The following is a 21,210-nucleotide window of genomic DNA, read 5'->3' on the forward strand; positions in this document are numbered from 1 at the left end:
GTCACGCGCATGTTGACGGTCCGAATGATGTACGTCGGCCGCTCGCGCCCGCCCCCGCGCGGGGGCGGGCGGACGGAGGGTGTCCGGAGCACCCCGCGGGGTCCTGTAGAGTTACCGCGTCAGCAGGCGCCGCTAGCTCAGTTGGTTAGAGCAGCTGACTCTTAATCAGCGGGTCCGGGGTTCGAGTCCCTGGCGGCGCACCGACAAGGCGGGCTCCTCGTGATCGAGGGGCCCGCCTGTTTTTGGCCGGATCCCGACTGGTGCGGGTTGAGCGTGATCCTCCTGCCGCACGTATGCCCCTGTGGCCCCACCAGTCATCCACACACGTCACAATGGACACGTATGGCCGGTGAACACCGTGTTTCGCATCTTGCGATCATGATGAACACCGTAGAACCTGGGTTCTTCAAGATGCCGCGGGTTCGCGGCTGTTGAGGGGGCGGGAAACCGGTTGCCGACGGTGCGGGACGAGGGGTCCCGTTCATGGAGCGATGCCGAGGGGGGCATCATGCAACCGGAAGAGTGCTGAGCCGTGTCTATAAGCTGTGGATGACGTGGTGACAGCGGTCTACCACCGATACGTCTGTGAAGGTCGAGGGGGACCGGAGCGGGCGGTAGGAAGCGACGAAACACGTGGTGGAGCCACGTGTGGGGGGATGACTCATGACGTCGACGCCGACGGGCGCCCGGAAGGACCACGACCCGTCCCAGACCACCCAGCTCAGGGTGCCGCAGAGGACCTGGAACACGGGCACCTTCCGGCGGATCAAGAAAACGCTGCCGAGATACGACTACGAGCACTACAGCCGGCTCGCGGGTCCCCTCACCCAGCCCGATCCGAACAAGCCGTACAAGGTGCAGTACCGCTCGCTGATCGGCCAGGAGCCGCACCGCATCCGCATCGCGCTGATGCTGGCCGCGGCCCCGGTGCTGTCGCTGGTGCTGCTGGTGTGGCTGCTGCAGCCCTCGCACTGGACCGAGCGCGACTACGTGGAGTTCGAGTGGCTGCCGGCCCTCGACATCGTGATGCTCGTCTCGATCGGCCTGATCGAGTTCTTCCGCTGCATGAACGTGCTGTCCAACGCGCACGCCACGCTGGTCGCCCGCGACCCGATCCCGGTGGTGCCCGAGACCGGCACGCGTGTGGCGTTCCTCACCTCCTTCGTGCCCGGCAAGGAGCCGCTGGAGATGGTGACGAAGACCCTGGAGGCGGCCGTCAAGATCCGCCACCGGGGCACCATGCACGTCTGGCTCCTCGACGAGGGCGACGATCCCGAGGTGAAGGAGGTCTGCGCGCGGCTCGGCGTGCACCACTTCTCCCGCAAGGGCGTCGCCAAGTGGAACCAGAAGAAGGGTCCGCACCGCGCCAAGACCAAGCACGGCAACTACAACGCCTGGCTCGAGGCGCACGGCGACGACTACGACTTCTTCGCCTCCGTCGACACCGACCACGTGCCGCTGCCGAACTACCTGGAGCGGATGCTCGGCTTCTTCCGCGACCCGGACGTCGGCTTCGTCATCGGCCCGCAGGTCTACGGCAACTACGACAACTTTGTCACCAAGGCCGCCGAGTCCCAGCAGTTCCTCTTCCACGCCCTGATCCAGCGCGCGGGCAACGCCTACGGCGCCCCGATGTTCGTGGGCACGTCCAACGCCGTGCGCATCAAGGCCATCAAGCAGATCGGCGGTCTGTACGACTCGATCACCGAGGACATGGCGACCGGCTTCGAGATGCACCGCGCCAAGAACCCGGCGACGGGCAAGAAGTGGCGCTCGGTGTACACGCCGGACGTGCTGGCCGTCGGTGAGGGCCCCAACGCCTGGACCGACTTCTTCACCCAGCAGATGCGCTGGTCCCGGGGTACGTACGAGACGATCCTCAAGCAGTACTGGAAGGGCTGGTTCTCGCTTCCGCCGAGCAAGCTCTTCAACTACACGATGATGATCATCTTCTACCCGATGTCCGCCCTGAACTGGATCCTCGCGGCGATCAGCTGCGCGCTGTTCCTGGGCCTGGGCGCCTCGGGTGTGAACATCGACCCCGCCGTCTGGCTGATGCTCTACGGCAACGCCTCCGCGCTGCAGATCGGCCTGTACATCTGGAACCGCCGCCACAACGTCTCGCCGCACGAGCCCGAGGGCTCCGGCGGTGTGGCCGGCATGATCATGTCCGCGCTGTCGGCGCCGCTCTACGCCAAGGCGCTGATCGACTCGGTCCTGCGCCGCAAGAGCAAGTTCGTGGTCACCCCGAAGGGCGACTCGGCCAGCCCCGACACCTGGTTCGGCACGTTCCGCTACCACTGGTACTTCATCCTGATCTTCGGCGGTTCCATCGCCGCCGGATTCGTCTACGGACACTCGCACCCGGCCATGGTCATCTGGGCCACCTTCGCCCTGCTGATCACCGCGGCGCCCATGTTCGCCTGGCGCCACGGCATGCGGCAGGACCGCAAGAAGCCGCCGGGCGACGCAGGGGGGCAGCCGGCACCGGCGTCCGCCTTGGGAGGCCAGGACGCCGCCCAGGACTCCCGGACGCAGGCGCTGCCGCGGATGCCGCAGCCGCACACCGCGCACCCCCGGCAGGACCGGCCCAGCTGGGCCGGCTCGCACGGCGGTCCGGGCGGATCAGGAGGGACCGGGAACACCCCGGGCAACGACCAGACCATGCAGATCGCCCTTGGTGGACTTGGGGGACGTAAGGAATGAAGGACCGTGCAGGCCGCCGTCGCGCCCGTCGGATCGCGATAGGCACGGCGGTGGTACTCGCGCTGGCCGGAATGAACGGGCCGTGGCTGTACCGCTTCGGCACCGAGAAATACCACCAGTACAAGATCAACCAGCCTGAGTACAAAGCTGCCAACGGCAAGTGGGAGATCATCGAGTTTCCCGAGGAGTACCGGCAGAACACGATCCACGCGGCGCTGCTGCGCACCGGCAAGGTGCTGCTCGTCGCGGGCTCGGGCAACAACCAGGACAACTTCGACGCGAAGAAGTACGACACGCGGATCTGGGACCCGGTCAAGGGCACCATCAAGAAGGTGCCGACGCCGACCGACCTGTTCTGCACCGGCCACACCCAGCTCGCCAACGGCAATCTGCTGATCGCGGGCGGCACCAAGCGGTACGAGAAGCTCAAGGGTGACGTGAAGAAGGCGGGCGGCCTGATGGTCGTCCACAACGAGAACCCGGACAAGCCGATCACCATCCCGGCCGGCACCAAGTTCGTCGGCAAGGAGAACGGCAAGACCTTCGTCTCGAAGGACCCGGTGCTCGTCCCGCGCGCCAAGAAGAACTTCGACAAGGAGACCGGCGAGTTCCTGGGCAACACCCCGGGCTACGGCCGCACCTACGTCGAGGCGCAGAAGGAAGGCGCCAAGTACGAGACGGGTACGCAGGACAACTACCGCATCGAGGGCCTGACCGGCGCCGACGCGCGCAACACGTACGGCATCGCCGAGAAGCTCGCCCTGGACAAGAAGGACTTCCAGGGCATCCGGGACGCCTACGAGTTCGACCCGGTCGCCGAGAAGTACATCAAGGTCGACCCGATGAAGGAGGCCCGCTGGTACCCGACGCTCACCACCCTGAGCGACGGCAAGATCCTCAGCGTCTCCGGCCTCGACGACATCGGCCAGCTGGTCCCGGGCAAGAACGAGATCTACGACCCGAAGACCAAGAAGTGGACCTACACCGACAAGGTCCGTCAGTTCCCCACGTACCCGGCGCTGTTCCTGATGCAGAACGGCAAGATCTTCTACTCGGGTTCCAACGCGGGCTACGGGCCGGACGACGTGGGCCGCGACCCGGGCATCTGGGACGTGGAGACCAACAAGTTCACGAAGGTCCCCGGGCTGAGCGACCCCAACATGATGGAGACGTCCGGCACGGTGCTGCTGCCGCCGGCGCAGGACGAGAAGTACATGGTGATCGGCGGCGGCGGGGTCGGCGAGTCGAAGCTGTCCAGCGAGAAGACCCGCATCGTGGACCTGAAGGCCGACGACCCGCAGTTCGTGGACGGGCCGTCGCTGGACAAGGGCACGCGCTATCCGCAGGCGTCGATCCTGCCGAACGACGAGGTGCTGATCTCGGGCGGCTCGGAGGACTACCGCGGGCGCAGCGACTCCAACATCCTCGAGGCGCGGATCTACGACACCGAGAAGAACGAGTTGAAGCGGGTCGCCGATCCTCTGGTCGGCCGGAACTACCACTCCGGTTCGATCCTGCTGCCCGACGGCCGGGTGATGTTCTTCGGCTCCGACTCGCTGTACGCGGACAAGGCGAACACCAAGCCGGGCAAGTTCGAGCAGCGGATCGAGATCTACACGCCGCCGTATCTGTACGGGGACCGGGAGCAGCCCGACCTCTCGGGCGGGCCGAAGACCGTCAAGCGCGGTGAGTCGGCGACGTTCACGTCCAAGGACGCGGCGAAGGTCAAGAAGGCCCGGCTGATCCGGCCCAGCGCCTCGACCCACGTGACCGACGTCGACATGCGGTCCATCGCGCTGGACTTCGAGGCCGACGGCGACCAGCTGACGGTGACCGTGCCGAAGAACAAGAACCTGGTGCAGTCGGGTTGGTACATGCTGTTCGTGAGTGACGGTGAAGGTACGCCCAGCAAGGCGCAGTGGGTGCAGGTGCCGTAGCCCCACAGCACACGAGAAAGGGGGTGTCCTCCGTCACGGAGGACACCCCCTTCGTCGTTGTCTCAGTCGCTGGCCTTGGCCAGGTCCAGGGCGTAGTCCGCCCACCACTGGCCTGCCTTGGGGCCGCCCTTGCACTCGCCGTCGGACTCGCCGGGGCGCTTGACCCACAGGTAGGCGTCGACGAGGGGGTCCTCGGTCTTCACCGTGGGGGTCTCGCCGAGGGCGCGGCCCGGAGGGTTGCACCAGCGTTCGTCCGCGGCGCCCTCCGTGTAGGGGCCGTTGCCGTTGCGGCTGGTGTCGATGACGAAGGGCTTGTTGCCGACCTTCGCGGAGAGCTGCTTGCCGTAGGCGATGGAGTCGTCGGTGGTGTAGAAGTTCGACACGTTCACCGAGAAGCCGTCGGCCTGGTCGATGCCGGCCCGCTTGAGCGGCTCGTATATCTGGTCGGGGTTGCCCCAGCCGGCGTTGCCCGCGTCCAGGTAGACCCGGGTGTTCTTCAGGGCCGCGAGCTTCTTCACGGCCCCGCTGAGGAGGTCGTAGCGCTCCTCGTGGAACTGCTGCGGGGTGCAGCCGTCCACCAGGTGCAGCACCGCGTCCGGTTCGAGGATCACCGTCGCCGGGCGGTCGCCTATGCCCTTGGCCACGTCGTCGACGAAGTCGCGGTAGGCGTTGCCGTCGGCGGCGCCGCCCTGCGAGTACTGGCCGCAGTCGCGGTGCGGGATGTTGTAGAGGACCAGCAGGGCGGTGCGGCCCGCCTTGTCGGCGGCCTCGGTGTAGCCGCGGGCCTGCTCCTCGGGGTTCTCCGGGCTGATCCACTCGGCGACGGGCTGCTCGGCGATCTTGCGGATCTGCTCGGCCTCCTTCTTCCTGCCGTCGTGGATCAGTTCGGCCACCTTGCGGGCGGCGAGGCCGTCCGGATTGACCCAGAAGGGGTTGGACTCCTTCGGCTGCTGCGTGATCTCCGCGCCGGCCGCCTCCGGATCCTTCCGCTTGTCGTCGTCCGACGAGGAACACCCCGTCATCAGCAGTGCCGCCCCCAGCACTACCGCGGACGCCCGCCTGCCCGCGAACGCCCCGACCCCCCTGTTGCCGTACATCCAACCCCCCTCGGGTGGACTCGTACCAAGTGTGATGAGCCCCAATCCTGACATACGGCCCGCGGCACCCACGAGGGCGAGCCCGTCCTTGTCCACCAGCCGTTACAGGCCGGTGCGGGGGCCGGGCGAGGGCGGGCCGGGGGCGGGCCAGGAGGCGGGTTCGGGGGCCTGGGAATGTGAGTGAATTGATCAGATGACCTGGTCCTGATCAGTTATGCTCCCGGTGACAGCCGTAGACGCTTGTGGAAGCTTGGGGTGACTCGATGGCCGCTTCGGCGCACGACCGGCGTGCACGGATCCTCGACGTCGTGCGCGAGGCCGGGTCCATCCGGGTCGTCGAGCTCGCGGAGCGACTCGGCATCCCGGCGGTCACGGTGCGGCGTGACGTCGCCGCGCTCGCCGGGGAAGGCAGCCTGCGGCGGACGCACGGCTCCGTGTCGCTCCCCGTCGGCGGGGAGGCGGGGGGCCAGGGCCGGCTGATCGGCATGCTGGTGCCGACCGTCGGCCAGTACTTCGACGAGGTGATCGCCGGGGCCAGCGACGCGGCGACCTCGGCCGGGGCGCGGGTGATCCTCGGTATCGCGCCGTACGGCGCCGGAAGCGACCGGGCGCAGGTCGAGCGGCTGCTGGAGTCGGACGTCGACGGGCTGCTGCTCACGCCGGGCTGGACGCCCGGCGAAGGGCTGGTGGGCAGCGACTGGCTGGGCGAACTGCCCGTGCCCGCCGTGCTGGCCGAGCGCCGCGCCGCGCCCGCGAGCCCGGCCGCGCAGCTGGACGCCGTCTGCTCCAACCACCGCCACGGTGTGCTGCTGGCGCTGCGCCACCTGGCCGGGCTCGGCCATGAGGCGGTGCTGCTCGCCGCCCGCGCCGACACCCGCACCGCGCACGAGGTCCGCGCGGGCTACGCGGAGGCGGTGCGCCAGCTCGGCCTGGCGGAGCTGCCGGTGATCGACGTGCCGAGCCCCGCGGGCGCCCGCTCCCCCGGCGACGACGCGGAGCTGGCCGGCCGGATCGCCGAGGCCGCCCGCTCGGGCGTGCGCGCGGTGCTGGTGCACAACGACCAGGACGCCATACAGCTCCCGCCGCTGCTGCGCCCCCACGGGCTGAGCGTGCCCGAGGACCTGGCGCTGATCTCGTACGACGACGTGTTCGCCGCGCTCTCGGAGCCGCCGCTGACCGCCGTGGCCCCGCCGAAGCGCGCGGTCGGCGCCGAGGCGCTGAACCTGCTGCTGCGGCGGCTCGACGAGGGCGACTCCCTGCCGGTGCACCAGGTGGAGCTGCTGCCGACGCTGAAGATACGGAAGTCCTGCGGGGGCCCGGTCTGAGCCGGGCGGCCGTCAGGCCGGGGGTGCCGGCGTCTCGGTGACGTCCACCGTGTCCGGGGCGAGGGTCGCGCGGTGCGCCGTGCCGTCCGGCCAGGTGACGGTGACGGACCAGCCGGTGGGCTGCCGGGGGCCGATGGTGACCCGGGGCGGTGCGGTCGGTTCCGGGGCGCCGGGGCCGTCGAGGCGGAAGGTGCCCGCGAAGAGGCAGGGGCCGGCTGTCGTGGTGCCGCGGAGCACCGGCGCCGCGGCTCTCGGGCCGAAGGCGGTGGCGTCCCGCGAGTGCCGTATCTGTATCTCCGTCAGCCCGTGGACCGGGTGTGCCTGTGAGCGCGGTCCGGTCCGGCTGACGGCCCGTCCGACGGGGCCGGTGGCCGTGTCGTGGACCTCTGTCACCACCTCGGCCTCGTCCGGCACCGCCCAGCCGCCGTGCACGACCGGGGTCCCCGGGGCGGCGCCCGCGACCACGTGGAGCCGCACCTCGTCGGCGCCGTGAGCGAGCGTCAGGGAGGTGATGCGGGTGCCCGGCAGCGGGTGGCCGGCGATCCGGGGGCGGTGGGCGGAGGCGGCCCAGCCCGGGCCGGCGCCGAGGGGTTCGATCCGGCCGCGTGCGCTGATCTCGCCGTCGATCTCCAGGCCGAGGTGGTTGTCCGGCAGGTCGGTCGTCGGGCCGGTGACGGTGGAGTGGGCGAGGGCCGAGTAGAGCGGGTCGTCGGGGAGCGTCTCGTCGCGGGGCTGGTCGTCGCTGCCGTGGTTGTGGAGGCGTACGACACCGTCGGCGGCCGTCGACTGGACGAGCCAGCCGGGCCCGGTCAGCTCTTGTACGCGGTCGGCGCGTTCGGCCGGGGCGGGATCTTCCGTCGCCGTCCAGACGGGGTGGTCCGGGGGCAGCAGGAGGCCGAGGAAGCCGCAGGCGGACCAGTAGGGGGAGGCGGGGCCGGAGTAGGGCTGCACGAGCGGGGCGTACGGGCCGTGCCAGCCGAGGGTGAGCAGTCCGCGCTCGTCCAGGGCGCCCCGGTCGAGGAAGTAGCGCAGGGCGCCCGAGGCGATGCGGCGGGTCGTGCCCGGGGTGAGCGGCGTGCGGCCGGTGAGGGCTCCGGCCCACAGGGCGGCGGCGGTGCCGAACCGGTAGGTCAGGGAGCGGCCCTGGTGGACCGGGGCTCCGTCGGCGCCGAAGGTGGCGGCGTAGCCGTCCAGGTGGGCGGCGAGCCGGTCGCCGTAGGCGGCGGTCAGGGCGGCGTCGCCCGCGAGGTGGGCGTGCAGGACGGGGAGCAGGTGCAGGGCCCAGCCGTTGTAGTGGTCGAAGGCGCGGGGGCGGCCGTCGGTGTACCAGCCGTCGCCGAGGTACCACTGCTCGATCTTCTCCAGGCCCCGCTCGACGGCGGCGCGCGCGGCGTCGGTCTCGATGCCGGCCTCGGCGAGGAAGCCGCCGACGGTCAGCGGGAACAGCCACCAGTTGTTGTCGTGGGGCTCGTGGTGGAGGGCACCGGCGAGCCAGCGTCCGGCGCGTTCGCGGACGCCGTCGTCGAGCCGGTCCCACAGCCAGGGACGGGTCAGGCGCAGGCACAGGGCGACGGTGGACGCCTCGACCATGGCCTGGCAGCGGTCGGTGATCACACCCCAGGAGGTGAGGTCGCCGTCGGCGAGGTCGCGCTCGGTGGTGGGCGTGCGGGTGCCGGCGTCGAGGCCCTCGGCGTAGCGCTCCATCAGGCCGTGCGGATCCGCGCCGCCGGCGCCCGCCACGCGCAGGGCGGCCAGCTGGAACGTCCTGGCGTACCCTTCCAGTGCGTCGGAGCGCCGGCCCGACCAGCTGGGACGGGGGCCGGGGAGGTCGATGAGGGCGTGATGGGGGCCCGCGTAGGGGCGTACCGCGGCGAGCATGCCGTCGGCGGCGGCCTCCCAGTGCGCCCTGGTCCAGCCGGTGTACGGGCTGAGGGTGCGGTCCTCGGGCGGCAGGTGCATGGCGGTGATCCTTCGTCGGACGGACCGGTCGCGCGATCAGGTCGGCTCAGCGATCGAACGATAGCAGGGACTGCGCAGAGGATCTGCGATTGATCAAGTGAGATCATTCGATCGGAAACTCTTGACTTCGATCGGGGCGCGTCTCAGGATGGCGGCAATTCAGCGTGCGGCGCCGGTGCGACTCCGGTGCCCGTGACTTCCCCCTGGAGCCGCGCCATGCCTTCTCCCCGCTCAACCCATCTCGTCGCGGCGGCGACCGCGCTGTGTCTCGCCGCGCTCTCCGCATGCGGCTCGGGCGACGACGCGGAGGCGTCCGCCAAGGACGGCGGTCCCGTCACCCTCACGTTCTGGGGCTGGGCCAAGGGCACCCAGGAGGTCGTGGACGCCTTCAACGCCTCCCAGAAGGAGATCCGCGTCACCTTCCAGGAGATCCCGTCCGGCAACGCCGGCGGCTACGCCAAGATCTCCAACGCGGTGAAGGCGGGCAACGCCCCCGACGTGTTCAACGTCGAGTACCCGCAGCTGCCGGACTTCGTCAGCCGGGGCGCCGTGCAGGACATCAGCGACCACGTCTCCGACGACCTCAAGTCCCGGTACCTGCCGCAGGCCGTCCAGATGACCACCCTGGGCGGCTCCACGTGGGCCCTGCCGCTGGACGCCGCGCCGCAGACCTTCTACTACCGCAAGGACGTCTTCGAGAAGGCGAGGATCACGACGCCGCCGAAGACCTGGGACGAGTTCCGCGAGGCCGCGGAGAAGATCAAGAAGGCCGATCCCAAAGCCCGTATCGCGACCTTCTTCCCCGACGACCCGAGCACCTTCGAGGCGATGGCCTGGCAGGCCGGGGCGCAGTGGTTCAAGCCGGGCAAGGACTCCTGGAAGGTCGGCTTCCAGGACGCGGCCACCAACAGGACCACCGACTTCTGGCAGAAGCTGATCGACGACGATCTGGTCGAGGTCGCCCCGTCCTTCTCCCAGCAGTGGACGGCCTCCCTGCAGAAGGGCCGCACCGTCGGCTACCTGGGCGCCAGCTGGGGCGCCGGTGTGCTCGGCGGCACCCTCCCCGACCAGAACGGCAAGTGGGCCGCCGCGCCGATGCCGACGTTCGACGGGAAGCCCGCGAGCGGCATGCTCGGCGGGACGACGTTCGCCGTGTCCAAGGACAGCGACAAGGCCGAGGCGGCGGTGAAGTTCGCGCAGTGGGCGACCACCACCGAGGAGGGCTTCAAGGCACGTATCGCCTCCGGCACCTCCTCCGCCTACCCGGCCGCCCCCGCGCTCCTGCCGGTCGCCAAGGGCGCCTTCAAGAGCACCCTGTTCGGCGACCAGGACCTCTACGGCCTGTACGAGAAGGCCGCGACGTCGATCCGGTCCGACTGGACGTGGGGCCCGGTGATGGGCACCACCAACAACTCCCTCAAGGACGCCTTCGCCAAGGTCCACAAGGGCGGCGGGGACATCGCGACCGCCGTCCGCAACGCGGAGGCCGCCACCGAGAAGGAGCTGGAGAACCGCGGGATCAAGGTGACCGGCTGATGGTCGCCCCCGCGCCGCACAAGGCCGCGTCGCCGGACGGCTCACCGGCCGCCCCGGCCGCCCCGGGCTCACCGGGTGCCGCCCCCGCCGTATCGGCGACGGCCTCCCGGGCCACCCGGCCCGCCCCCCGGCGACGGGGGCGGCCGGGGGCGCCGGCCCTGCTTCTGCTCCCCTTCTTCGTCCTGTTCACCGCCTGCACGCTGATCCCCGTCGGCAACGCGATCTACCTCAGCCTCTACAAGGAGAAGCGCTCGGGGCTCGGCTTCGGCGGTGTGGAGCGCGTCTTCAGCGGCTTCGGCAACTACACCGACGCCCTCGGCGATGCCGCGTTCCGTGACGGCTTCGTGAACCTCGCCCTGTACTGCCTGCTCTACATCCCGCTGATGCTGGCGCTGTCACTGCTGCTCGCCCTGCTGCTCGACTCGGCGCTCGCCCGCGCCAAGCGGTTCTTCCAGCTGATGCTGTTCCTGCCGCACGCCGTGCCCGGCATCATCGCCGCCCTGATCTGGATGTACCTCTACACGCCGGGGGTGAGCCCGGTGATCGACGCCCTGGACTCGGCCGGGGTGCAGGCTGACCTGCTCGGCAGTCCCGTGCCGGCGGTGGTCAACATCGCGCTGTGGGAGTGGACCGGCTACAACCTGATCATCTTCTTCGCCGCGCTCCAGGCGATCCCCCGCGAGGTGCTGGAGGCGTCCGTCGTCGACGGCGCGGGCCCGCTGCGGATCGCCACGAGCATCAAACTCCCGCTGATCCGGCCGTCGCTGGCGATGGTCGCCCTGTTCACGGTGATCGGCTCGCTTCAGCTGTTCACCGAACCGATGATCCTGCACGGCGCGGCCCCCGGCGTCGTCACCACCTGGACGCCCAACATGTACGCCTATACCGCGGCCTTCGAGCGCAACGACTACGGCCTGGCAGCGGCCTCCTCCGTGCTGCTCGCGCTGGCCGCCGCCGCGCTGTCGTTCCTGGTCACCCGGTTCTCCGGCGGCCGTTCCGGCGGCCGTTCCGCCCAGGCGAAGGGAGCCGAGGCATGAGCACCGCCGCCCCCGCCCTGGACACCGGGCGCCGACGCCACTGGTCGCTGTCGAAGGCCGCCGTCAACGGCGTCCTCCTCCTGGCCACGCTCTACATGATCCTGCCGCTGCTGTGGCTGCTCACCGCCGCGGCCAAGAACACCGGCGACCTGCTGGGCGGGCGCACCCTGACGCCCGAGCGCTGGAACCTGGGCCAGAACCTCGCCGACCTGGCCGCCACCGGCGACGGGGTGTACTTCCGCTGGTACCTCAACTCCCTGCTGTACGCGGGAGTCGGCGCCGCGCTCTGCGCGTTCATCTGCGTCGCCGCCGGCTACGCCTTCCACGTGTACCGCTTCCCCGGCAAGGAGAAGCTGTTCGGTCTGGTGCTGCTGGGTGTGCTGGTGCCGACGACCGCGCTCGCGCTGCCGATGTATCTCCTCGCCTCCAAGGTGGGGATCGTCAACAGCTTCTGGGCGGTGTTCCTGCCGTCGCTGGTCAATCCGTTCGGCGTCTATCTGGCGCGGGTGTTCTGCGGCGGCTATGTGCCCGGCGAGGTGCTGGAGGCGGCCCGGATGGACGGCGCCGGGGAGCTGCGGACCTTCTGGTCGATCGGGCTGCGGATGGTGATGCCGGGCTTCGTGACGATCTTCCTGTTCCAGTTCACCGCGATCTGGAACAACTTCTTCCTGCCGCTGGTGATGCTGTCCGACACCAAGCTGTTCCCGGTGAGCCTCGGGCTCTACTCCTGGAACACCCAGACCCGCGCGTTCCCCGAGTACTACCCCCTGGTCGTGACCGGCTCGCTGCTCGCGGTGATCCCGCTGGTCGTCGCCTTCGTCGGGCTGCAGCGCTTCTGGAAGGCGGGCATGACCGCCGGGGCCGTCAAGTAGCCCCACCGCCCGACCGTCGTCCGTCCGCGCATCCTTCCCGGGAGAGACCCGTGCACCACCCCCTTTCCGTCGTCCGCCGCCCGCGGGCCCTGCTCGCGATGCACACCGACCTGGCGGGCCGGCTGTTCGACGACGCGACGATGCGCCGGCTGACCGCGCTCGCCGAGCTCGACCCGGACCTGGTCGTCGACGACTTCGCGGCGCCCGCGGCCGAGAAGGCGCTGCGCGACACCGAGGTCATCGTCAGCTGCTGGGGCTGCCCGCCCCTGACACAGGACGTCCTCGACCGCGCGCCCCGGCTGCGGGCCGTCGTCCACGCCGCCGGATCCGTCAAGCACCACATCACCGACGCCTGCTGGCGCCGCGGCCTCGAGGTCACCTCCGCGGCCTGGGCCAACGCCCTGCCTGTCGCCGAGTACACGGTCGCCTTCGTGTTCCTCGCGGGCAAGGACGTGCTGCGGATCCGCGACGACTACCGCGCCCGGCGCGCCCCGCACGACTGGCAGTCCGCCTACGCCGGCGCCGGCAACCACCGCAGGACCGTCGGCATCGTCGGCGCGTCCCGGATCGGCCGCCGCGTCCTGGAACTGCTGCGCCCGCACGACCTGGAGTTGCTGCTGCACGACCCGTATCTGCTGCCCGGCGAGGCCGAGCGGCTGGGCGCGACGCCCGTCGGGCTGGACGAACTGTGCTCCCGGAGCGATGTGGTGAGCGTGCACGCACCCGAACTGCCCGCGACCCGGCACCTGTTGAGCCGGGATCGGCTGGCGCTGATGCGCACCGGCGCCACGCTGATCAACACCTCCCGGGGCTCGCTGGTCGACCAGCAGGCGCTCACCGAGGAGCTGGTGTCGGGCAGGCTGGACGCCGTCCTCGACGTCACGGTGCCCGAGGTGCTGCCGCCCGACTCGCCGCTCTACGACCTGCCCAACGTGCTGCTGACCCCGCACATCGCCGGTTCTCTCGGCAACGAGCTGCACCGCATGGCGGCGGCCGCCGCGGACGAGCTGGAGCGGTACGTCACCGGCCGCCCGTTCGCCCACCCCGTCTCGGCGGAGGAATGGGAACGCTCGGCCTGAACGCCCCCGCCGCCTGCCGGGCGGTTCCGGGCCGGGCGGTCACGTGGTCGTCGCCGTCAGATACGCCGAGACGATCACCTCGGCCGTGCAGCGGTCGCCCGCCGTGTCGAAGGTGCCTTCGCAGGTGACGAGCCGCAGTTCGGCCCGCCCGTCGCGGCGCGGCTCGTACGCCTGCCGGGCGTCGGACCGGTCGCGCCCGAGGACCCGCACGGTCTCCACGGTGAACTCGGCGACCCGGGCGTCCTCGCGGACCACACGGATCCTCTGACCGGCTTCGAGCGTGCTCACCCCGGACAGGGCGGAGGGCCCGGCCCCGGTGTCGCCGTGCCCCACCAGCAGGGCCGTGCCGGACGCGCCAGGCGCCACCCCGTCCGCGTCCCAGCCGACCGCTCCGGCCCGGCCGGACGGCGGCGGATCGAGCGCGTCCCGCGCGCCCGGCCCGCCGGGGACCACGGGCGCCCGCACGCCGAGGCCGGGGATGTCCAGCCGCCGCGGCGGCGCCTCGCCGAGGGGCCGGTGGGCGGGCGGCAGCTCCAGCCGGGGCGGGCGCCCGGCCGCCGCCATGTCGCCCGTGGCGGACCCCGACAGCCCGGGCGGTACGTCACCGGCCTCGCGGCCCCACAGCCACAGCCCGAGCAGCAGCACGGTCCAGGCGGCACCGGAGAGCAGACGCCCGGTGCCGCCGTCGCGTCCGGCCATGGTCAGCCCGCCCCCCGGCGCCGGCGCAGCCGCCCGCGCACCACGGCCGCCGCTGCCGCCGCGACCCCCATGAGCGTCAGCCCGATCACGACCTGAGCCGTGCCGGGCCCCTCCTCGCGGGCGTCGGTGGCGGCGAGAGTGAGCGCGGCGAGGACGAAGGCGCTGGTACAGACAGTGAGACGCAGGAAACGCATCGTGAACCTCCAGACACCCGGAGCGTCCCCCGCGGGGCACCGCGACGCATCCTCAGGTGGGCGCCCGCTGCTCCGTACGGGTGACTCCCCGGGCCGGGGCGTTTAGACCAGGTCCACCAGGTCGGCGATGGAGTCCACGACCTTGGACGGCCGGTAGGGGAAGTTCTCCACCTGGTCGGGTCGGGTCAGTCCGGTGAGCACCAGGAACGTCTGCATACCGGCCTCCATGCCGGCCAGGACGTCGGTGTCCATGCGGTCGCCGATCATCGCGCTGCTCTCGGAGTGCGCCCCGAGGGCGTTGAGGCCGGTGCGCATCATCAGCGGGTTCGGCTTGCCCGCGAAGTACGGCTGCTTCCCGGTCGCCTTGGTGATCAGCGCGGCCACCGCTCCGGTCGCCGGGAGGGGGCCCTCGGTGGAGGGGCCGGTCTCGTCGGGGTTGGTGCAGATGAAGCGGGCACCGCCGTTGATGAGCCGTACGGCCTTGGTCATGGCCTCGAAGGAGTAGGTGCGGGTCTCGCCGAGGACGACGTAGTCCGGCTCGTGGTCGGTGAGGACGTAGCCGATGTCGTGCAGCGCGGTGGTCAGACCGGCCTCGCCGATGACGTACGCCGAGCCGTTCGGCCGCTGGTCGTCGAGGAACTTGGCGGTGGCGAGCGCGGAGGTCCAGATGTTCTCGAGCGGCACCTCCAGGCCCATGCGGCGCAGCCGGGCGTGCAGGTCGCGCGGGGTGTAGATCGAGTTGTTGGTGAGCACCAGGAAGGGCTTGCCGGACTCGCGCAGCTTCTTCAGGAAGGCGTCGGCGCCCGGGATCGGCACGCCTTCGTGGATGAGGACGCCGTCCATGTCGGTGAGCCACGACTCGATGGGCTTGCGGTCTGCCATGTGCTTCGTACTCCCTGGCGTTGCGGTGGGGCATGGGCGGGGGCGCCGGAACCACGGCGTACCGACGCCCCCCAGGGTAGTCAGGACCGGGTCGGTCGGACCCCGTCGATCACCCAGTACCAGGTGTTGCCCGCCGTGCTGCCGGGTTCAGCTGCCGAGTTCAGCTGCCGGTCGCTGCCTTCCAGGCGTCGACGTACCGGGGCAGGTTCTGCTCGATGTCATTCCAGTCGGGTTCGAAGACCTCCACGCCGTCCATCAGCTTGGTCAGTGCGATGGCGTTGGCGTCGGTGGCCTTGACGTCCTTGCGGGCCGGGAAACCGCCGCCGATCTCGCTGACCTGGGTCTGCGCCGTCCGGCTCAGCATGAAGTCGAGGAGCTTCCTGCCGTTCTCGGTGTGCGGGGCGCCGGTGACCAGGCCGGCCGCGTACGGCAGGGCGAAGGTGGTGGGCTCGCCGCCCTCGCGGGCCGGGAACCAGATGCCGAGGTGGGGCATGGACTTGGACTGGGCGAAGTTCATCTGCACATCGCCGTTGGCGACCAGCAGCTCGCCCTTGTCGACCTTCGGCGCGAGCTTGCCGGTGGAGGCGGACGGACCGACGTTGTTCTTCTGGAGCTTCTTCAGGTACTCCAGGGCCGGCTGCTCGCCGCCGAAGTCGTGCATGGCCTTGATGAGCACGGCGGTGCCGTCGCCGGCGACGCCCGGGGTGGAGTACTGGAGCTTGTTCTTGAACTTCCCGTCCAGCAGCTCCTCCCAGGTGGTGGGGGCCTGCTTCAGCTCCTTCTTGTTGTGGATGAACCCGAAGTAGTTGTTGACGACGGCGGTCCAGGTGCCGCCCGCGGCCTTGTCGGCGCCGCTGACCTGGTCGGCGCCCGCGGGGGCGTACTTCTGCAACAGGCCCTTGGAGTCGGCCTGCTGGATGAACGGCGGCAGGGTGACGAGCACGTCGGCCTGCGGGTTGCGCTTCTCGCGGGTGGCGCGCTGCACCATCTCCCCGGAGCCGCCCTCGACGTACTCGACCTTGATGCCGGTCTCCTTCTCGAAGTCCTTGAAGACCCGGTCGTACCAGCCGTCGCCGTTCTCGCCCTTGAGGCCGTCGGCGCTGTAGACGGTGACGACGTTCTTGTCGGCGGCCGCGGAGTTGCCGCCGCAGGCGGTGAGCGGGAGGGCGAGAACGCACAGGGCGGCGAGCGGCAGGAGGGGCTTTCTGGGCATGGCGAGGTGAACTCCTTGCAGGAAAGGGGGCGTTCGGGTCAGCGGTAGGAGGCCTTGGTACGGATCCGGGAGACGGCGAGCAGCACCAGCAGGGTGGCCGCCATGAGGACCACGGCGATCGCGGAACCGGTGAACAGGGCGCCGCGGTCGGTGGCCGCGTAGATCAGGACGGGCAGCGGGGTCCAGTCGGGTGGGTAGAGCATCATCGTGGCGCTCAGCTCGCCCATGGACAGGGCGAAGCAGAGGCCGGCGGCGGCGGTCAGGGACGGCAGCAGCAGCGGCAGCTTGACCCGCCACAGCACATACGCCGGTCGCGCGCCGAGTGAGGCGGCGGCCTGTTCGTAGGCGGGGTCGAGACGGCTGATCGCGGCGGACACGGACTGGTAGGCGAAGGCGGTCACGAGGACCGTGTGGGCGATGATCACGATCCAGCGGGTGCCGTTGAGGAGGAACGGCGGCTGCGAGTAGGCGACGAGGATCGCCAGGCCGACCACGACGGACGGCACCGCGACCGGCAGTACGAACAGGGCGTCCATCACCTTGCGCTGCCGTTTCCGCAGCGCGGCGGCGGCGAGCGCGGCCCAGGTCCCGGCGGCCAGGGCGAGCAGACTCGCGGTGACCGCGGTCACCAGGCTGGTGGTGAGGGCCTGGAGGGCCTCACCCCGGGTGGCCGCCCGGTAGTGGGCGGCGGTCAGGCCGGAGGGCAGGACGCTCGACCAGTTGGTGGCGAAGGAGGCGCCCAGGACGACGAGGAGAGGCAGCGCGAACAGGGGCACGAAGAGGACGAGGAACACCGCCCACAGGGCCCACCTCGCCTTGCGGCTATGCACCAGCACGGCGGCTCACCACCCGGTAGAGGCCGTAGAGGCCCACGGAGATCAGGACGTTGACGACGGCGACCACACAGGCGCCCGGGTAGTCGGACTCCAGGATCGCCTTGCTGTACACGAGCGTCGGCAGGGTCGTGACGCCCTTGGCTCCGGTGAACAGCACGATGCCGAACTCGTTCAGGCACAGCACCAGCACCAGGCTCCCGCCCGCCGCGAGCGCGGGCAGCGCCTCGGGCAGGATGATCTGCCGCACGATCCGCGGCGCCCTCGCCCCCAGCGAACTGGCCGCCTCCAACTGCGCGGTGTCCAGCTGCGAGAACGCGGCGAGCAGCGGCCGCATCACGAAGGGCGTGAAGTACGTGATCTCCGCGAGCAGCACACCCCAGGGCGTGGTGAGGAACTGGAACGGCCCCTCGCCGGCCCCGGTGACATCCGTCCACAGCCCGTTGGCCATACCGACGGTGCCGTAGATGAAGAGGAGGGCGAGGGTGATCAGGAAGGACGGAAAGGAGAGAAACACGTCGATGAACCGAGACACCGCCCGCGCCCCGGGAAACGGCACGAACGCGATGATCAGCGCGAGCACGAACCCGAGGACGAGACATCCCACGGTCGCTCCGACGGCCAGCCATACGGTGGTCCAGAGGGCCTCCCGGAAGGCATGGGAGGCGAAGACATCGACGTAGGGCTGGACGGAGGTACCCCCGGTGTCCGGCTGGAAGGACTGCTGGACGACGAGGGCCAGCGGATAGAGGAAGACGAGAGTGAGCAGTGCGATGGGAGGAAGCGCCCACACAAGCGCCCCATAGGGGCGCGGGGCTGTGTGTGATTTCCGGCTACCGCCGGGCGGGCGCGACCAGCCACGACTCACCCGCAGCTTCTCGACAACCTCAGCCACACCCCACCCCCGCAGGCAACAACACCGCATCCTCGGAAGCGAAGTGCAGGGAAACCCGCTCCCCGATCCCCGGCGGCGCCTTCAACTCCCGCACGTCCGCCATCACCCGCTCCCCACCCACATCGACGAACAACCGATGCGTGGCCCCCCGCCACTGGATCTCCGCCACGGTCCCGGTGAGCCGATTGGGCCCGTCCCCCAGCCCCACCAGATGCGGCCGCAAACACAACGTCGCCGAAGCCCCCGCCGCGACACCCCCCGTGTCGACCTTGATCCCGGCGTCCCCGAAGGACACTCCCGCGGCCCCGACCCTCACCGGCAGCAGATTGGCCCCGCCCACGAAGGACGCCGTGAACTCATCGGCCGGCGCCCGGTACAACTCCCTCGGCGTCCCGCACGCCCGCAGCTTCGCCTTGTCCATCACGGCGATCCGGTCGGCCAGCGTCAACGCCTCGACCTGATCGTGAGTGACGTACAGGATCGACACATCCGGCAACTCCCGGTGCAGCCGTGCCAGTTCACCGAGCATCCCGGACCGCAGCTGCGCGTCCAACGCCGACAACGGCTCATCGAGCAGCAGCACCTCCGGCCGGATGGCCAACGCCCGGGCGATGGCCACCCGCTGCTGCTGCCCGCCGGACAGCTCACGCGGATGACGCCGGGCGTAGGCGCCCATGCCGGTCATCTCCAGCGCCTCGGCGACCCGTTCCCGGATCTCGCCGCGAGGCGTCCTGCGCGCCCGGAGCCCGAAGGCGACGTTGTCCTCGACGCGCAGGTGCGGGAACAGGGCGTACTGCTGCACGACCATGCCGATGCCGCGCCGGTGCGGCGGCAGGCCGGTGACGTCGCGGTCGCCGAGGAACACCCGCCCGGAGGCGGGCCGTACGAACCCGGCGACCGCCCGCAGCGCGGTGGTCTTGCCGGATCCGGACGGCCCGAGGAGCGCCATGACCTCGCCGGCTGCGACGGTGAGGTCGAGGGCGTCGAGGACGACGTGGCCGTCGTAGGCGACGGTGACGTTCTCGAAGCGGATGCCGCTGGTCATGCGAGCGCTCCCGGCAGCTCCGCCACCGAGTCCAGCACATGGGTGGCGCCCGCCGCCCGCAGCGCGTCCGTCTCGTGCGCCCCGGTCAGGACGCCGGCGACGAGGCCCGCCCCCGCGCGGACTCCGCTGAGCATGTCGTACGAGGTGTCCCCGGCGACGGCGATCTGGCGCACGCTCTCCGCGGCCTTCGTCCGCAGGAACGCCTCCAGCACCATGTCCGGGTACGGCCGTCCGCGTCCGCCCGCGTCGGCGGGGCACAGGGTGAGCGGCACCAGGTCGCGCCAGCCGAGCGCGTCGAGGATGGCGTCCTGGGTGACACGGGCGAAGCCGGTGGTGAGGACGACGGTCCGGCCCCCGGCGAGGAGTTCCTCGATCGTCTCGCGGGCCCCGGCGACGGGGGCGATCAGGCCGCCGTCGACGAGTTCGCCGTACGCCTTCTCGAAGGCGGTGTTGGCGCGCTGGGCGCGGTCCTCGTCGCCGAACAGGTGCCGGAACACGGAGATCTTGGACTCGCCCATGGTGGCGCGGACGTAGGCGAGCTTGTCGGCGTGGTCGTCGCTGCCGGGTTCGACGCCCAGTTCGCGGGCGGCGGTGTCGAAGGCGCGCTCGACGAGGCCGCCGTCGGCGACGGTGGTGCCGGCCATGTCGAGGACGACGAGGCGGATGTCTGTGTGTGCCATGTCGGGTGTCACCAGCCCAGTTCGTTCGCGGTGGTCTCGGCTATCGCGGGCGAGCAGGTCATGCCGCGCCCGCCGGGCCCGGTGACCAGCCACACGCCGTCGCGCACCCGCTGCCGGTGCACGACCCGGCTCGGGTCGGTGCACTGGGCGTAGACCCCGGCCCAGCGGCGCCGGATCCTCGGCAGCGGGCGGCCGAGGAGGGACTCGACGACTCCGGTGAGGTGCTCGTAGGGGTCCTCGAGGGTGTCGAAGGCGAAGGGGTGCTCGTACTCGTGGGTGTCGCCGATGGTCAGCCCGCCGTCGGCGCGCTGCACCATCAGCAGCTGCATGGCGTGCTCGGCGGCGGTGGCGGGCTGCGGCTGGAGGGCGTTCAGCTGGTCCAGGGCGGGCGAGCGGTACGCCGGGTAGTAGCGGAAGCTGTCGGCGTCGGCGACCGAGGTGGTCAGCGGTTCGCCGAGGGGGTCGGTCTGCATCATCTGCAGCCGGACGCGGCGCACCGGCAGCTCGGGCCCGGCCAGCTCGCGGACGAGGCCGCCGAGCCACGCGCCGGTGCACAGCACGACCACGTCGCCGGTGTGGGTGTCGCCGTGGTCGTCGCGGACGGCCCGCTCGCCGATGACGTCGCGGACCTCGCGGCCGGGCAGGAAGGTGTACCGCGGCGACTTCAGCAGCTCGGCGCGCAGGGCGAGCTGGGCGGTACGGGGCTCGACGGCCGCGTCGCGCTCGCAGTACAGGGCGGCGTCGAACTCCCCGCGCAGGGCGGGGTTGAGGGCGCGGGCCTCGCCGGGGGTGAGCAGCTTGTAGCCGCGGGCGGCGGCGTCCGGGCGGGCGACGGCGGCCTCGGCGACGGCGAGTTCCAGAGGGCCGCGGACGGGGGTCAGGGACCCGTTGGGGCGGAAGCCGAGGCCCGGGACCCGGCCGCCGATCTCCTCCCACAGCTCCCGGGCCCGGAGCGCGGTCTCCAGCTCCTCACCGCCCGCCCGGCCACTGACCCAGATCTGGCCGAAATTGCGCAGCGAGGCGCCGCGCGCCTCGGTCTCGCGCTCGATCTGTACGACCTCGTGGCCGCGTTCCACTGCGTGCCAGGCGTGCATGGTGCCCACCACGCCGGCTCCGACGACTATCACTCTCACGACCGCCACGCTCCTTGACATCGGGGAACCGGAGGAATCCGGCTGACAACGAGAGCGTGAACTGGTCATCACATTTGGGCTAGACCCG

At 70.8% G+C, this 21,210-nt stretch carries 18 protein-coding genes and 1 tRNA gene; 8 read left to right on the forward strand and 11 right to left on the reverse strand.

All coding sequences use genetic code 11. The annotated features are described in order from the left end of the window. Nucleotides 1–126: 126 nt before the first annotated feature. The 3 genes from AB0412_RS20795 to AB0412_RS20805 all read left to right on the forward strand — a co-directional run bounded on the left by AB0412_RS20795 (nucleotide 127) and on the right by AB0412_RS20805 (nucleotide 4,643). Nucleotides 127–200 (forward strand) — tRNA-Lys (locus AB0412_RS20795). 463 nt (nucleotides 201–663) lie between these two features. Then, the gene (locus AB0412_RS20800; protein WP_366404061.1) at nucleotides 664–2,706 is read left to right on the forward strand and encodes a glycosyltransferase family 2 protein; all 2,043 of its coding nucleotides are present in this window, start codon (nucleotides 664–666) and stop codon (nucleotides 2,704–2,706) included. Further along, the gene (locus AB0412_RS20805; RefSeq protein WP_366404062.1) at nucleotides 2,703–4,643 is read left to right on the forward strand and encodes a kelch motif-containing protein; all 1,941 of its coding nucleotides are present in this window, start codon (nucleotides 2,703–2,705) and stop codon (nucleotides 4,641–4,643) included. Before AB0412_RS20800 ends, AB0412_RS20805 begins: the two co-directional genes overlap by 4 nt. A 62-nt stretch (nucleotides 4,644–4,705) precedes the next feature. Here the strand turns inward: AB0412_RS20805 and AB0412_RS20810 are convergent, their stop codons facing one another. Beyond that, nucleotides 4,706–5,740, reverse strand: a complete 1,035-nt coding sequence (locus tag AB0412_RS20810) for a glycoside hydrolase family 6 protein (protein ID WP_366404063.1) — start codon at nucleotides 5,738–5,740, stop codon at nucleotides 4,706–4,708. 263 nt (nucleotides 5,741–6,003) lie between these two features. Between AB0412_RS20810 and AB0412_RS20815 the strand changes: the two genes are divergently transcribed. After that, on the forward strand, nucleotides 6,004–7,065 hold the full coding sequence (locus AB0412_RS20815) for a substrate-binding domain-containing protein (RefSeq protein ID WP_366404064.1): 1,062 nt from the start codon (nucleotides 6,004–6,006) through the stop codon (nucleotides 7,063–7,065). Between the two features lie 12 nt (nucleotides 7,066–7,077). On the opposite strand, the gene AB0412_RS20820 is transcribed toward AB0412_RS20815, so the two are convergent. After that, nucleotides 7,078–9,024, reverse strand: coding sequence for a DUF2264 domain-containing protein (locus AB0412_RS20820; RefSeq protein ID WP_366404065.1), 1,947 nt, complete (start codon nucleotides 9,022–9,024; stop codon nucleotides 7,078–7,080). Nucleotides 9,025–9,240: 216 nt separating this feature from the next. Between AB0412_RS20820 and AB0412_RS20825 the strand changes: the two genes are divergently transcribed. The 4 genes from AB0412_RS20825 to AB0412_RS20840 all read left to right on the forward strand — a co-directional run bounded on the left by AB0412_RS20825 (nucleotide 9,241) and on the right by AB0412_RS20840 (nucleotide 13,548). Next, entirely contained in the window at nucleotides 9,241–10,560 is a 1,320-nt protein-coding gene (locus AB0412_RS20825) for a sugar ABC transporter substrate-binding protein (protein WP_366404066.1), read from the forward strand. After that, nucleotides 10,560–11,597 carry a sugar ABC transporter permease gene (locus AB0412_RS20830; RefSeq protein ID WP_366404067.1) on the forward strand — a complete coding sequence of 346 codons (1,038 nt, stop codon included), beginning with the start codon at nucleotides 10,560–10,562 and terminating at the stop codon, nucleotides 11,595–11,597. The genes AB0412_RS20825 and AB0412_RS20830 overlap by 1 nt, the downstream gene beginning before the upstream one ends. Further along, nucleotides 11,594–12,469, forward strand: a complete 876-nt coding sequence (locus tag AB0412_RS20835) for a carbohydrate ABC transporter permease (protein ID WP_366404068.1) — start codon at nucleotides 11,594–11,596, stop codon at nucleotides 12,467–12,469. The genes AB0412_RS20830 and AB0412_RS20835 overlap by 4 nt, the downstream gene beginning before the upstream one ends. Before the next feature lie 98 nt (nucleotides 12,470–12,567). After that, nucleotides 12,568–13,548: a hydroxyacid dehydrogenase gene (locus AB0412_RS20840; protein WP_366404111.1), complete on the forward strand. Its 981-nt coding sequence runs from the start codon at nucleotides 12,568–12,570 to the stop codon at nucleotides 13,546–13,548. 39 nt (nucleotides 13,549–13,587) lie between these two features. Here the strand turns inward: AB0412_RS20840 and AB0412_RS20845 are convergent, their stop codons facing one another. The 9 genes from AB0412_RS20845 to AB0412_RS20885 form a co-directional block, all read right to left on the reverse strand. Beyond that, a complete protein-coding gene (locus AB0412_RS20845; protein ID WP_366404069.1) occupies nucleotides 13,588–14,247 on the reverse strand; it encodes a sortase in 660 nt (219 codons plus the stop codon). Nucleotides 14,248–14,249: 2 nt separating this feature from the next. Beyond that, a complete protein-coding gene (locus AB0412_RS20850; protein WP_366404070.1) occupies nucleotides 14,250–14,441 on the reverse strand; it encodes a hypothetical protein in 192 nt (63 codons plus the stop codon). A gap of 102 nt (nucleotides 14,442–14,543) precedes the next feature. Next, on the reverse strand, nucleotides 14,544–15,323 hold the full coding sequence (locus AB0412_RS20855) for an HAD-IIA family hydrolase (RefSeq protein ID WP_366404071.1): 780 nt from the start codon (nucleotides 15,321–15,323) through the stop codon (nucleotides 14,544–14,546). Between the two features lie 160 nt (nucleotides 15,324–15,483). Continuing rightward, on the reverse strand, nucleotides 15,484–16,536 hold the full coding sequence (locus tag AB0412_RS20860) for a 2-aminoethylphosphonate ABC transporter substrate-binding protein (protein WP_366404072.1): 1,053 nt from the start codon (nucleotides 16,534–16,536) through the stop codon (nucleotides 15,484–15,486). Nucleotides 16,537–16,574: 38 nt separating this feature from the next. Further along, nucleotides 16,575–17,372 carry an ABC transporter permease subunit gene (locus AB0412_RS20865; RefSeq protein ID WP_366404073.1) on the reverse strand — a complete coding sequence of 266 codons (798 nt, stop codon included), beginning with the start codon at nucleotides 17,370–17,372 and terminating at the stop codon, nucleotides 16,575–16,577. After that, complete coding sequence (locus tag AB0412_RS20870; RefSeq protein ID WP_366404074.1) at nucleotides 17,359–18,264, reverse strand: 2-aminoethylphosphonate ABC transporter permease subunit; 906 nt, start codon at nucleotides 18,262–18,264, stop codon at nucleotides 17,359–17,361. Before AB0412_RS20870 ends, AB0412_RS20865 begins: the two co-directional genes overlap by 14 nt. Continuing rightward, nucleotides 18,257–19,309 carry an ABC transporter ATP-binding protein gene (locus tag AB0412_RS20875; RefSeq protein ID WP_366404075.1) on the reverse strand — a complete coding sequence of 351 codons (1,053 nt, stop codon included), beginning with the start codon at nucleotides 19,307–19,309 and terminating at the stop codon, nucleotides 18,257–18,259. The genes AB0412_RS20870 and AB0412_RS20875 overlap by 8 nt, the downstream gene beginning before the upstream one ends. Further along, complete coding sequence (locus AB0412_RS20880; protein WP_366404076.1) at nucleotides 19,306–19,989, reverse strand: phosphonatase-like hydrolase; 684 nt, start codon at nucleotides 19,987–19,989, stop codon at nucleotides 19,306–19,308. The genes AB0412_RS20875 and AB0412_RS20880 overlap by 4 nt, the downstream gene beginning before the upstream one ends. Nucleotides 19,990–19,997: 8 nt before the next feature. Further along, a complete protein-coding gene (locus tag AB0412_RS20885; protein ID WP_366404077.1) occupies nucleotides 19,998–21,122 on the reverse strand; it encodes a TIGR03364 family FAD-dependent oxidoreductase in 1,125 nt (374 codons plus the stop codon). Between the last annotated feature and the right edge of the window lie 88 nt (nucleotides 21,123–21,210).

The sequence above is a fragment of the Streptomyces sp. NPDC052012 genome (assembly GCF_040689265.1).
Taxonomy (GTDB): domain Bacteria; phylum Actinomycetota; class Actinomycetes; order Streptomycetales; family Streptomycetaceae; genus Streptomyces.

Coding starts and splice junctions, on each gene's coding strand:
- AB0412_RS20800 (WP_366404061.1), top strand. CDS start 664: ATGACGTCGACGCCGACGGGCGCCCGGAAGGACCACGACCCGTCCCAG.
- AB0412_RS20805 (WP_366404062.1), top strand. CDS start 2,703: ATGAAGGACCGTGCAGGCCGCCGTCGCGCCCGTCGGATCGCGATAGGC.
- AB0412_RS20810 (WP_366404063.1), bottom strand. CDS start 5,740: ATGTACGGCAACAGGGGGGTCGGGGCGTTCGCGGGCAGGCGGGCGTCC.
- AB0412_RS20815 (WP_366404064.1), top strand. CDS start 6,004: ATGGCCGCTTCGGCGCACGACCGGCGTGCACGGATCCTCGACGTCGTG.
- AB0412_RS20820 (WP_366404065.1), bottom strand. CDS start 9,024: ATGCACCTGCCGCCCGAGGACCGCACCCTCAGCCCGTACACCGGCTGG.
- AB0412_RS20825 (WP_366404066.1), top strand. CDS start 9,241: ATGCCTTCTCCCCGCTCAACCCATCTCGTCGCGGCGGCGACCGCGCTG.
- AB0412_RS20830 (WP_366404067.1), top strand. CDS start 10,560: ATGGTCGCCCCCGCGCCGCACAAGGCCGCGTCGCCGGACGGCTCACCG.
- AB0412_RS20835 (WP_366404068.1), top strand. CDS start 11,594: ATGAGCACCGCCGCCCCCGCCCTGGACACCGGGCGCCGACGCCACTGG.
- AB0412_RS20840 (WP_366404111.1), top strand. CDS start 12,568: ATGCACACCGACCTGGCGGGCCGGCTGTTCGACGACGCGACGATGCGC.
- AB0412_RS20845 (WP_366404069.1), bottom strand. CDS start 14,247: ATGGCCGGACGCGACGGCGGCACCGGGCGTCTGCTCTCCGGTGCCGCC.
- AB0412_RS20850 (WP_366404070.1), bottom strand. CDS start 14,441: ATGCGTTTCCTGCGTCTCACTGTCTGTACCAGCGCCTTCGTCCTCGCC.
- AB0412_RS20855 (WP_366404071.1), bottom strand. CDS start 15,323: ATGGCAGACCGCAAGCCCATCGAGTCGTGGCTCACCGACATGGACGGC.
- AB0412_RS20860 (WP_366404072.1), bottom strand. CDS start 16,536: ATGCCCAGAAAGCCCCTCCTGCCGCTCGCCGCCCTGTGCGTTCTCGCC.
- AB0412_RS20875 (WP_366404075.1), bottom strand. CDS start 19,309: ATGACCAGCGGCATCCGCTTCGAGAACGTCACCGTCGCCTACGACGGC.
- AB0412_RS20880 (WP_366404076.1), bottom strand. CDS start 19,989: ATGGCACACACAGACATCCGCCTCGTCGTCCTCGACATGGCCGGCACC.